Raw genomic sequence first — 11,879 nt, 5'->3', positions numbered from 1 at the left:
TCATATGCCTGCAACCTTCAGTTCGGTGCGTGCAACAAGGCGCGACGATACGCGCATTGCCAGCGCTGCCGAGAACAGGAACAGTCCAGCCTCGACCGCAAAAATCAATTGGAAAGCGGTGCCTGCCTGGGCAGTAAAGCCGCGCACCAGATCAACGCCGAGAGCGCCTGACAGCCCACCAAGGCCAAAGGCAATAGCTTGTGCCGTGCCCCAAACGCCCATGCGCACCCCTTCACGCGTTCGCTTACCTTTTCCGGCAAGGCCCATCATCGAGCCAATGGCCGAAACGGCGAACGCCCCGTTGAAGAAACCAAGGGCTGCGACATTGGCGGCAACCGGCCAACCCGGCCCATATCCTGCCGCCATGGCCAAACCGGTCAGCGCTAGCGCGGATCCCAGACAACCCAGCATCGTCCACACGCGCAGTTCCACCGGCATACGTCCGGCAAAGGCGCTGCCGCCAATCCCGGTCACGATCATGCCAATCAGAACGCCGCCGTGTTGCAACCCCGAAAGGCTGGTGGACTGCCCTGGTGTCATACCGAAGACCAGTCCGGCAAACGGCTCAAGTATCAAATCCTGCATGCTGTAGGCCAGCATCGAAACGAAAATGAACAGCGTGAACCGGCGCGCCTCGGGTTCTTGAAAGATTTCCCGCAAGGCATCGCCGAAGTTCGCCGGTGGCTCTGCTGCGTCGTTTCGTTTGGCAAGGCCAACCTTGTTTTCCAGGCCCAACATCGCAACGCAAGTGACCAGCACGGCAACCCCGACAACGCCAGTTGCAACGTTGAACAATCGGGCCTCGGTATATGGATCAAGCAATGCGCCCGCAGTTCCAGCTGAAATGACGATACCCATGACCATCATGATCCACGTCGTTGCAGCAGCGGCTGCCCTTCGTTCAGGTGCCACGCCGGAAGCCAGAATAGCCAGCATCGATGTGCCCGCCGCGCCAACGCCGGCGCCTATGAAAGTGAACGCCAGCACAGCAAGTGCTATTCCGGCACTGCGCGCATCATCGAGCATAGTGGTAGACTTCACCGCCATCAGTGCGCCAAGGCCAAGCATCGCCATGCCGCCAAGCACCCATGGGGTGCGGCGGCGACCCATGTCTGAGCCGTGCCCCCAGATCGGACGCGAGAGTTGCACCACATAATGCCAGGCCACAAGGCCTGCTGGCACGCCGGCGGCAAGGCCATATTCGAGCACCATCAGGCGATTCAGCAGCGACGTGGCAATCATCACCATCGCCCCGATCGAGGCTTGTACTGCGCCGAGCCGGACGATCGACCACCATCCGAAACTGCTTTGCATCACACATAACCTCCAAGGCCGAGTGCCGCCGCCATCATGCCGAAGACATAAAGCGAGACACCGGTCGCATTGTACCAGGGGGCATTTTTGGCCGGGGCTGAAACCAGCTTGGGCATCAGACACAATTGCACTGCCAGCATGATGGAAATGGCGATGGCAGAAATCGAATGCCCCCAAGCCACCATCAACGCGATCACAATTGCTTGCGGTATCGCCATGACCGCACTGGCCAGCAATGCGGCAGGGCGTTCACCCAGAACGACCGGCAACGACCGCAATCCGGTCGCACGGTCACCCTCCACCGCTTTGAAATCGTTAAGAGTCATGATGCCATGGGCACCAAGGCTATAGAGCAGCAGCACAATCAGGATATGAGGTGATGGCAGCGCGCCTGCCATCACAGCAGCGCCCGTAAACCAGCTCAAACCTTCATACGTCAGAGCAACGACCGCAGGACCGATCCAACCGCTGGTCTTGAATCGAAAAGGCGGTGCGCTGTAGCCCCATGCGCAGATCAGCCCGAACACGGTTGCAATCAGCACCCATTTGCCGGTCAACGCAGCAATGCCGAGCGACACCATCGTCCAGATGATCGCTATGGCAAGGCCCCAGCGCCCGCCAATGCGCCCGGAAGGGATCGGCCGGTTCGGCTCGTTGATGGCATCGACATGGCGATCAAACCAGTCATTCACCGCCTGGCTGGTGCCGCAAACCAGGGGGCCTGTCAGCGCTATTCCAGCAAGGATAAAAGTCCATCGCGAAGCAGGTGCAACGCCTGATGACACAATGCCGCAGAGCAGCGCCCACATCGGCGGAAACCAAGTGATTGGCTTGAGCAGTTCAAGGACATCACGTGCCGCCGGAGGCGGCGTTATCCCGGTTGAGATTGCGGATCGCACCATACCAAGACCCTATGCCCCGGGCCGAATAGTGTCAAATCAAATTGACAGTTCAAGTGTCAATGCTGTCGACCAAATTGCCCAAACCATAGCGATGCAGCTTGGAATAAAGGCTCTGGCGGCTCAGCCCCAGAATTTCGGCGGCCGATGCACGGTTGTTCGAAGTATATTCTAGCGCCGCCTCTATGCACAGACGCTCGATCAAGTCGGTTGATTCGCGCACGATATCGCGCAGGGACATGCGGCCCACCAGCTCTGTGAGTTGCTCCACAGACCGTGGTGCATCACTCGATACCGGAAGATCACGCAAGCGCCGGCCGATCGGACGAATAACAAAACCGTAATGAGGATGTTCTCCCGACGTCTTTACAGCAGAAAGCTCTATCGGCTCACCGTCATAGCCATCCCGTGCGCCAACGACGGTCGCCACATTCCGTGCAATGTCATGCTTTGTCAGTTGACCGTCGATCAGATCGAGGTCCACCCCTGGGCGGCCGAGAAAATCACCGAGTGGGCGGTCTCGAATCTGCTCGACGCTGGCCGCCGAAACGAGTTCGACAAAGGCTGCGTTGGCTGCGATGATCTGCATCCGATCATCGGTCAGCACGAAAGCATCGGGCATGGACTCGATAACCTGCAGGGTTGCATTCGAAGATTGTTCAGGCGCGCCGGTGGCAGCAAGCAGGCGGATCAGCAAATACTGTCCACCTCTTTCGCGAAATCCGCTGGCAGACAGCATGACACCAGCACCGCCGTCAGAAGGCTCAACCGGCAACGGTTGCAAAGAATTGCTAACGAGAGCTGACCCGAGGTAGGCAATCAGACTTTCACGCGCAGGCTTTGCAAACATGGATGTGAGCTTGCCGCCTTGCAGCGTGCCAAAACGCGCCCGGAACAGCACATGCGCTGCGTGGTTCGCCTCGCGGATTCTAAATGTATCAGCATCGACGATGAACACCGGCTGCTCAGTTTGCTCAAACAGCATGCGATAGCGTGCTTCGAGTTGCCGCAAACGCAGATAATCACGTTCAAGCGACTGCTGAGCCTGCAAGACACGCTGCTGCAGCGCTGCAGCATCGCGCATATCGCGCCCGAATGCGATGCTGCAGGCACCGGGGCCGATGTTGACGACAACGAAACGCACCGGCACTTCGCTATCCGCCGTGATCTGGTTTACTTGCCGCCAGTGCTGAGTCACGCCTTTGCGGGCATTAGCCAGCATTTCCATGACCTTGGGCTTGCTCTCGATCGTGACCGTATCCAGCCAATCATGACCCAGCCACTGGGTAGCATCGGGAAACTCTTCGGGATCAGCGGCAAGATCGATGATCTTTCCAGCCTCGTCGATAACAAGTGCGATGTCACCGGCAATCATGGCCAGCTTCGCTGCAGCGCCCGGGGCAAGCGCATCGAAGTGGCGTTCGGGACTTCCGAAGGGAATTTTCCCCTGTAAACTGTGTTTGCGAGCTGACATCTTGTGGCCGGCTACGCGTTCGGCAGACAGAGGCGTGCCGATCTTTTCACCAGCCTGTCAGCCAGTGAGAGAAAGGAATTGGCATCCACGGCAGTGCCGTCAGCCCCCACTTCTTCAACCATGCCGAGATTGGCATTCACCATTTGACCACCGATCAATATCTGAACTTTCGGCGCGCGGGAAATGCTGCGGATAGCTGAAATTAGGTCAGCTACAGCGCCCGTAGGACAATCACATGAGATGGTCAACCCGACAAGATCAAACTGCCGCTCTGCAATAATCTGCAGCAATTCCCGTCGCTTAGGGTTAATCAAAACTTCTGTTTGCCACCCCGCCCGCGCGAACACTTCTTCCACCATCAAGGTTCCGAGCGAATGCTCATCCCCAGGAAGAGGAGAAAACAGAGCCGAGCGCCCACGCGGGTCGACCGGCACTTCAGGCGGGTGGCACAGCGCGACCTGCCGCATGACTTCCTGAAGGCGCCACAACCCCATGGTCACGTCCAGAAAATCGCACTCGTCCCCTTCCCAATGCTGGCCCAGCCTTCGCGCCGACGCCGCCAACAGATCGATAAACACCGATTCTACCGACACGCCCTTCGCAATATAACCTTCTGCCAGCTCAAGAAGCTCGTCTGCTTCGAGGCTTAGCGGCAATGACACAAACTTTGCCGCATCTTCAGGAGCAACCGAAAGGATGCCGGGCGCCGTTGTGCGAGCCATGCCAACCGTGTGCGCCTGCAGCAGACGTGGAATGATCTGTTCCTGAATGAGATTGTTGACCGAAGTCGGCGATAGACGAACGACGTCCCGGCCACCGTCTCTTGCCGCGTCTCGCCCGGCTGGGGTGGCCCGCGTCGCATGGACACGCGCCACTCGTCCACCTCGCTGGGTTCGTTTGGTAGATCCCGCACCGTAGACAGTAGCCATAGCAGACCCCTCCGGCCTGGTTTTGGATGCAGAATACATCCGCCCGGACTGCCGCATCGATAATTCGACTCTGTTCGGGACCAAAAGCCTACCCTGAAAAGATTCACCTGACAAACCAAAAGTGTCATAGTTATTTGTCGTCAAGATAGATTGACACTTGTCTGCGGTGAGGCGTATTCTCCAAACTTCAACGGCAAGGACAGTTGGCCGAGTATGAGAGGTAAAGCACTCCAGTTTGATGCTCCTGATCAGATGATCGGCAAGCAAAAAGCGTCCAGTGCGCTTTACACTCCCGAGGAACGGGTCCGCCGCGACTCGACCCGGTGGACCCTGATCCAAGGCCTACTCGCTCCCTTTCAGTTCGTTGTTTTCCTTATCAGCATCGGCCTTGTCCTGCGCAGCCTTACCACTGGCGAGGGCATGTTTGCAGCCGACGTATCGGTGCTGGTAAAGACTCTGACGCTCTACACGATCATGGTGACCGGCTCGATCTGGGAAAAGGTCGTCTTCGGCAAGTGGCTCTTTGCCCCCGCATTCTTCTGGGAAGATGTGGTCTCGATGCTCGTGCTGGCTTTGCACACGGCATACCTCGTCATGCTGTTCGGCAACTACGGCAGCTTTGAACAGCGCATGTATGTCGCGCTGGCAGGGTACGTCGCCTACGTCGTCAATGCCGCGCAGTTCCTGCTAAAACTGCGCGCCGCCCGTCTCCAAGCTGAACATGAAAGGCTTGCCGCATGATCGGCGACACCACCCTGACCGCGCCAGAAACCGGCTGCGCCCCCGCCCGTCAGCCCGAAGTTTTGCGGGCCGGTATCATCAGAGAGCGGGGCCAGCGCGAAGTATTCTGCGGCCTCACTGGCATAATCTGGCTGCACCGCAAGATGCAGGACGCCTTCTTCCTTGTGGTCGGCTCGCGAACGTGCGCTCACCTGCTGCAATCGGCGGCGGGCGTTATGATCTTTGCCGAACCCCGCTTTGCCACCGCGATCATCGAAGAGCGTGATCTTGCTGGCATGGCCGATTGCCAGGACGAGCTGGACCGCATCGTTGACCGCTTGCTGACGCGCCGCCCGGAAATCCGTACACTATTTCTGGTCGGCTCCTGCCCGTCCGAAGTGATCAAACTCGATCTGTCCAAAGCAGCTCAACGTCTTGACGTGAAGTTCTCACCCTCAACCCGCATCCTCAACTATTCGGGCAGCGGGATCGAGACGACCTTTACCGAGGGCGAAGACGCCTGCCTCACCGCAATCGTCCCCGAGATGCCCGCTGCTACCGCCACCGATGCCGCAAACCTGCTGATCGTGGGTGCGCTTCCTGATATCGTAGAAGACCAGTTCGGCCGCCTGTTTGCCGAACTTGGCATCACCAATGTCGGATACCTGCCCGCCCGCCGCATGGCCGATCTGCCGCCAATCGGCCCGAACACCCGCTTCCTGCTGGCCCAGCCTTTCCTCACCGAAACTGCAGGCGCGCTGCAACGGCGCGGCGGCACACGACTCGATGCCCTGTTCCCGTTCGGAGCCGAAGGAACGACAGACTGGTTGCGCGCCGCTGCCGATGCGTTTGCCGTTGATCCGGCGCATTTCAACCGCGTCGTCGCCCCCGGGCGCGAACGGGCGAAGAAGGCCATCGCCCATTGTCGTGAACGTCTTGAAGGCAAGACCATCACGTTCCTGCCCGATTCGCAGTTGGAACTGCCACTGGCGCGGTTCCTCGCGACCGAACTTGGCATGGTCCCGGTCGAAGTGGGCACGCCCTACCTCAACCGTGAACTCAATGCGCGTGAGCTGGCACTCCTTCCCGCAGGCACGCGCCTGAGCGAAGGTCAGGATGTTGATCTTCAGCTTGATCGTGTCCGGCTTGATCGTCCCGATCTTACGGTATGCGGCCTTGGCCTTGCCAATCCGCTCGAAGCCGAAGGGCTTTCCACCAAATGGGCCATCGAACTGGTGTTCTCGCCCATTCATGGTTTCGAACAGGCGGGTGATCTCGCTGAACTTTTTGCTCGCCCGCTGCGTCGGCGCGATGTGTTGAGGGTATAGAGCAATGCAGCTCGCGGTCTGGACATACGAAGGTCCCCCCCATGTCGGCGCGATGCGCGTAGCGACGGCCATGAACGGGGTTCACTACGTTCTCCATGCACCGCAGGGCGATACGTATGCCGACCTGCTGTTCACGATGATCGAACGGCGCGGCAAGCGTCCGCCGGTCACTTACACCACGTTTCAGGCGCGCGATCTCGGCACTGATACCGCCAGCATCTTCCAGAACGCCGTGCGCGATGCCTACGAACGGTTCCAGCCCAAGGCGCTGCTGGTTGGCGCATCGTGCACTGCCGAATTGATCCAGGATGATCCGGCAGGGCTTGCCGAAGCACTTAACCTGCCCTGCCCGGTGATTGAGCTTGAACTGCCCAGTTACCAGCGCAAGGAAAACTGGGGCGCAGCTGAAACCTTCTATCGCATGGCGCGCAAGCTGGTGGACACGACCGTACGTCCCGCCCCGCGTGAAGGCCGCCGCCCGCTGGTTAACCTGCTCGGACCTTGCGCACTTGGCTTTCGCCATCGTGACGATGTTCTCGAAATCCGCCGCCTGCTTGATACACTTGGCATCGATGTAAACTGCGTTGCTCCACTCGGGGCTTCACCTGACGATATCCGCACGCTGGGCCGTGCTGATTTCAATATCGTGCTCTATCCTGAAATCGGCGCCGAAGCTGCGCGCTGGCTGCAGCAGGCACTGGGCCAGGCTTCGGTTTGCACTGTGCCGATCGGCGTTGGCGCAACGCAGGAATTTATCGAGGAAGTCTCGGCGCTGGCCGGTGTCGATCCCTCGCCCGCGTTGGAAGACGCCAACTCTCGCATGCCGTGGTGGAGCCGATCGGTCGATTCGACCTACCTCACGGGCAAGCGCGTTTTCATCTTCGGCGATGCCACCCATGCCATTGCTGCAGCGCGCATCGCGCACGAGGAACTCGGCTTCGAAATCTGCGGTCTCGGTTGCTACAACCGTGAATTCGCACGCGAAATGCGCACCGCGGCCAAGATATACAATATCGAACCGCTGATCACCGACGATCATCTGCTGGTCGAAGACGCAATCCTCAGCGCAGCGCCTGAACTGGTGCTAGGCACGCAAATGGAACGCCACATTGCCAAGCGGTTTGGCATTCCTTGCGCAGTCATCTCCTCGCCGGTCCACGTGCAGGATTTCCCCGCTCGCCACAGCCCGCAGATGGGTTTCGAAGGCGCAAACGTGATCTTCGACACCTGGATTCATCCGCTGGTGATGGGTCTGGAAGAGCATCTGCTCACGATGTTCCGCGATGACTTCGAATTCTCGGACTCTGCTGGCCCCTCGCACCTCCATTCCAAGGCTCATGCCGCACCAACCGAAGCCGCCGCAAAACCAGAGCATCACGTCGATCTGCAGCCCGACCTGAACGTCGGAAATCTCGCTCTGGCCGAACCCCTTGCAGACGTTGCGCTCAGTTGGTCCGCCGAAGCTGAGCGAGAATTGCGGAAAATCCCGTTTTTCGTCCGTGGCAAGGCCCGGCGGAATACCGAAGCGTATGCGACCGCCCAGGGCCGTACCGTGATCGATCTTGTCACTCTATACGACGCAAAGGCGCATTATGCCCGGTAGTCATCCCCAAGTGCGCGTGGCCATCGTCACGCTCGACAATCACCTCAAAGGTGCGGTTGAGCGTGCGAATGCGCAACTTGCGCAAGACAACATCGCGCTGACGCTGCACGCAGCCACCGATTGGGAACGTGCCGGAGGTTCGCTGGAGCGCACGAAATCGGCAATTGCCAACGCCGACATCGTGATCGTCACAATGCTGTTCCTTGATGATCACATCCGCGCCATGCTGCCCACACTCGAAGCGCGACGCGAAAGCTGCGACGCCATGGTCTGCATGATGTCGGCAGGCGAAGTGGTAAAGCTGACTCGCATGGGCGGCTACCGCATGGATGCGCCCGCCAAAGGCCCGCTGGCCATGCTCAAGAAGCTGCGCGGATCGGGCAAGCCCGGCGCCAGCACTGGCGCAGGCCAGATGCGGATGCTGCGCCGCCTGCCCAAGATTCTGCGCTTCATTCCCGGCACCGCACAAGATGTGCGCGCCTATTTCCTGACGCTGCAGTACTGGCTCTCGGGGTCGGACGACAATGTCGTGTCGATGGTTCGCTCGCTGATCGATCGTTACGCTGCAGGCGATCGGCTGACACGCCGCGGCATGACCGCAGCCGCCGCGCCGCGCGAATATCCTGAACTTGGCGTCTATCATCCGCGCACCGAACAGAAGCTTTCGGAAAGCATCCGCCTCCTGCCAACCAAGCCCGGTGCCAAGGGCACGGTCGGCCTGTTGTTGCTGCGCTCGTACCTGATCAGCAAGGATGCAGGCCATTACGATGGCATGATCGCATCGCTCGAAGCGGCCGGTCTGCGGGTCATTCCCGGCTTTGCCAACGGGCTGGACTCGCGCCCGGTGATCGAAAAGTTCTTCGTCAAGGACGGACTGCCGACGGTCGATGCTGTGATTTCGCTGACCGGCTTCTCGCTGGTTGGTGGCCCGGCGTATAATGACGCGCAGGCTGCTGAAGAGGTTCTGGCAGGCCTCAACGTGCCTTACATCGCCGCTCACCCGCTTGAATTCCAGACGCTCGAACAGTGGGGTGCTGGGCGCCAGGGCCTGATGCCGATCGAATCGACGATCATGGTCTCGATCCCGGAACTCGATGGTTCAATCCTGCCAACCGTGTTTGGTGGACGGTCAGATGGCTTGGGCGTGGCCTGCACTGGCTGCACTCGTGCCTGCGTTTTCGGTGATGAAGGTCCAGTCAACGCGATGCGCGCCTGCCCTGAACGCGCTGATGCACTTGCTGCAAAGGTCGCCGCGCTGATCGTGATGGCCCGCTCGGAACGCGCTAACCGCAAGCTGGCGATCACCATCTTCAACTTCCCGCCCAACGCCGGGGCCACCGGCTCTGCGGCATTCCTGGCGGTGTTCGAATCGCTGCACGCCACGCTCACCCGCCTGTCTGCCGAAGGCTACAGCGTGAACGTGCCGGAAAGCGTGGATGCGCTGCGCGAAACAATCCTCAAAGGCAACGCCGAACGCTTTGGCTCGGATGCTAATGTCGCCGCCCGCGTATCTTGCGACGAGCATGTTCGGCGCGAGCCTTATCTGGCCGAGATTGAAGCACAGTGGGGCCCGGCTCCCGGCAAGATCCAGTCTGATGGCTCGCACATTCAGGTCCTCGGTGCTGAATTCGGCAATGTGTTCATCGGCGTCCAGCCTACGTTCGGTTACGAAGGCGATCCGATGCGCCTGCTGTTCGATGGCGATTTTGCCCCGACGCACGCATTCTCAGCCTATTATCGCTGGATTCGTGAGGACTTTGGTGCGCACGCAGTGCTGCACTTCGGCACACACGGCGCGCTGGAATACATGCCAGGCAAACAGGTTGGCCTGACCGGCAAGTGCTGGCCAGAACGCCTTTTGGGCGATCTGCCCAACTTCTATCTCTTCGCATCAAACAACCCTTCGGAAGGCATTCTGGCCAAGCGGCGTTCAGGCGCCACGATGCTCAGCTACCTTACGCCGCCATTGTCGAAAGCCGGTCTCTATCGCGGCTTTGCCGATCTGAAGACGAGCGTGGAACGCTGGCGCTCTTCAACCGATGAGGGCGAACAGGCCCAGCTTGAAGCGATCATCCGCGAAGATTGTGCCAAGCTTGATATCGCGGTGAAAGACATCGCCACGCTTGGTGCCGATCTTTATGAACTGGAACGCACCCTGATCCCGCACGGCCTGCACGTGCTTGGCGCAAGGCTCGAAGGGGCAGAACGCGCCGACATGATCGAGGCGCTGGCCATTGCCGATCCACAAGCGGCGACGGCTTCGCTCGAGGCGGCGCTTGATTCCTGCGATGAACTGGGCGCTGTAATCCGCGCGCTGGATGGCACCTACATCCGCCCTGCCCCGGGTGGTGACGTGATTGCCAACCCGCAGGTCCTGCCTACAGGCCGCAATATCCACGGCTTCGATCCGTTCCGCCTGCCCAGCCGTTTCGCGTGCGAACAGGGCCACGATCAGGCCGAACGCCTGCTCGCCCGCCATGCTGAAACCGGACAGCCCTGCCCCGAAAGCCTCGCGATGGTGCTGTGGGGCACCGACAACATGAAGAGCGAAGGCTCGCAGATTGCGCAAGTCCTCACCCTGCTCGGCGCGCGTCCCCGCATGGACAGCTATGGCCGTCTGGCCGGTGCCGAACTGATCCCGCTGGCTGACCTCGGCCGTCCGCGCATTGATGTGGTGGTCACGCTTTCGGGCATCTTCCGCGATCTGCTGCCGCTGCAAACGCGGATGCTGGCCGAGGCCGCGTTGCTCGCGGCCACGGCGGACGAACCGCTCGAAATGAACTTCGTGCGCAAGCACAGCCTCGCTCATCAGGCAGAGCACCAGTGTGACATGGAAACCGCCGCCCTGCGCGTGTTCTCCAACGCCGAAGGCGCCTATGGCGCAAACGTCAATCAGCTGATCGACGGCGGCGTCTGGGCCGATACCGATGAACTGGCCAACGCCTTCGAAACGCGCAAGGGTTATGCCTATGGCGTGCGCGGCGTGCCGGTGGCGCAGCGCGATTTGCTGCGCAGCGCCCTGCGCAGCGTGGATTTGGTTTACCAGAACCTTGAAAGCGTCGAAACCGGCATCACCGACCTTGACCAATACGTGGACAGCCTTGGCGGCATCAGCCGCTCCATCGCCCGCGCAAAGGGTGCCGAAGCCCCGGTCTACATCGTCGATGCGACGCAAGGGTCGGCCAAAGTCCGCACGCTGGAAGAACAGATCAACCTCGAAACCCGCACCCGCACGCTGAACCCCAAATGGTTCGAAGGCATGCTCAAGCACGGCTTCGAAGGCGTCCGCAATATCGAACAGCACGTAACCAACACCGTGGGCTGGTCTGCCACCACCGGCCAGGTCGCGCCGTGGGTCTACCAACAGATCAGCGAAACCTTCGTGCTCGATCCCGCGATGCGCGAGCGCCTGTCTAAACTGAACCCCACCAGCTCGGCCCGCGTTGCTGGCCGCCTGCTCGAAGCTTGCGAACGCAAGCTGTGGGAGCCTGATGAAGAAACACTCGCCGCCCTGCGCATGGCCAATGACGAACTCGAAGACCGCCTCGAAGGTGTCTTCGTTGGTGCCAGCCAGACCAGTTTACCCGTCGCGATCCCGGCGGAATAGGAGAA

Annotated in this window: 8 protein-coding genes; 4 read left to right on the top strand and 4 right to left on the bottom strand. The window is 60.1% G+C overall.

Annotation, left to right across the window (positions count from 1 at the left end):
- The 4 genes from AC2A1F_RS13130 to AC2A1F_RS13115 form a co-directional block, all read right to left on the bottom strand.
- Entirely contained in the window at positions 1-1,314 is a 1,314-nt protein-coding gene (locus tag AC2A1F_RS13130; RefSeq protein ID WP_484209222.1) for a BCD family MFS transporter, read from the bottom strand.
- Positions 1,314-2,216, bottom strand: coding sequence for a chlorophyll synthase ChlG (gene chlG, locus AC2A1F_RS13125; protein WP_484209221.1), 903 nt, complete (start codon positions 2,214-2,216; stop codon positions 1,314-1,316). The genes AC2A1F_RS13130 and chlG overlap by 1 nt, the downstream gene beginning before the upstream one ends.
- 49 nt (positions 2,217-2,265) lie before the next feature.
- The gene (gene ppsR / locus AC2A1F_RS13120; RefSeq protein WP_484209220.1) at positions 2,266-3,588 is read right to left on the bottom strand and encodes a transcriptional regulator PpsR; all 1,323 of its coding nucleotides are present in this window, start codon (positions 3,586-3,588) and stop codon (positions 2,266-2,268) included.
- Positions 3,589-3,698: 110 nt separating this feature from the next.
- Positions 3,699-4,616 carry a cobalamin B12-binding domain-containing protein gene (locus AC2A1F_RS13115; protein ID WP_484209219.1) on the bottom strand — a complete coding sequence of 306 codons (918 nt, stop codon included), beginning with the start codon at positions 4,614-4,616 and terminating at the stop codon, positions 3,699-3,701.
- Between the two features lie 252 nt (positions 4,617-4,868).
- Between AC2A1F_RS13115 and bchF the strand changes: the two genes are divergently transcribed.
- Genes bchF through AC2A1F_RS13095 form a run of 4 tightly spaced genes read left to right on the top strand, consistent with a single transcriptional unit; the run spans position 4,869 to position 11,874 of the window.
- Entirely contained in the window at positions 4,869-5,357 is a 489-nt protein-coding gene (bchF, locus tag AC2A1F_RS13110) for a 2-vinyl bacteriochlorophyllide hydratase (RefSeq protein WP_484209218.1), read from the top strand.
- On the top strand, positions 5,354-6,664 hold the full coding sequence (locus tag AC2A1F_RS13105; RefSeq protein WP_484209217.1) for a ferredoxin:protochlorophyllide reductase (ATP-dependent) subunit N: 1,311 nt from the start codon (positions 5,354-5,356) through the stop codon (positions 6,662-6,664). The genes bchF and AC2A1F_RS13105 overlap by 4 nt, the downstream gene beginning before the upstream one ends.
- A 4-nt stretch (positions 6,665-6,668) precedes the next feature.
- On the top strand, positions 6,669-8,267 hold the full coding sequence (gene bchB, locus AC2A1F_RS13100; protein ID WP_484209216.1) for a ferredoxin:protochlorophyllide reductase (ATP-dependent) subunit B: 1,599 nt from the start codon (positions 6,669-6,671) through the stop codon (positions 8,265-8,267).
- On the top strand, positions 8,257-11,874 hold the full coding sequence (locus AC2A1F_RS13095) for a magnesium chelatase subunit H (RefSeq protein ID WP_484209215.1): 3,618 nt from the start codon (positions 8,257-8,259) through the stop codon (positions 11,872-11,874). Before bchB ends, AC2A1F_RS13095 begins: the two co-directional genes overlap by 11 nt.
- The last annotated feature ends 5 nt before the right edge of the window (positions 11,875-11,879 follow it).

The sequence above is a fragment of the Novosphingobium sp. HNCC26BN242 genome (assembly GCF_057180525.1).
The sequence above is the reverse complement of the archived record's forward strand: the minus strand, read 5'-3'. Positions and strand labels throughout refer to the sequence as shown.

Excerpts from the sequence above, each read along its gene's own strand:
- AC2A1F_RS13130 (WP_484209222.1), bottom strand. The coding sequence starts at position 1,314 with ATGCAAAGCAGTTTCGGATGGTGGTCGATCGTCCGGCTCGGCGCAGTA.
- chlG (WP_484209221.1), bottom strand. The coding sequence starts at position 2,216 with ATGGTGCGATCCGCAATCTCAACCGGGATAACGCCGCCTCCGGCGGCA.
- ppsR (WP_484209220.1), bottom strand. The coding sequence starts at position 3,588 with ATGATTGCCGGTGACATCGCACTTGTTATCGACGAGGCTGGAAAGATC.
- AC2A1F_RS13115 (WP_484209219.1), bottom strand. The coding sequence starts at position 4,616 with ATGGCTACTGTCTACGGTGCGGGATCTACCAAACGAACCCAGCGAGGT.
- bchF (WP_484209218.1), top strand. The coding sequence starts at position 4,869 with ATGATCGGCAAGCAAAAAGCGTCCAGTGCGCTTTACACTCCCGAGGAA.
- AC2A1F_RS13105 (WP_484209217.1), top strand. The coding sequence starts at position 5,354 with ATGATCGGCGACACCACCCTGACCGCGCCAGAAACCGGCTGCGCCCCC.
- bchB (WP_484209216.1), top strand. The coding sequence starts at position 6,669 with ATGCAGCTCGCGGTCTGGACATACGAAGGTCCCCCCCATGTCGGCGCG.
- AC2A1F_RS13095 (WP_484209215.1), top strand. The coding sequence starts at position 8,257 with ATGCCCGGTAGTCATCCCCAAGTGCGCGTGGCCATCGTCACGCTCGAC.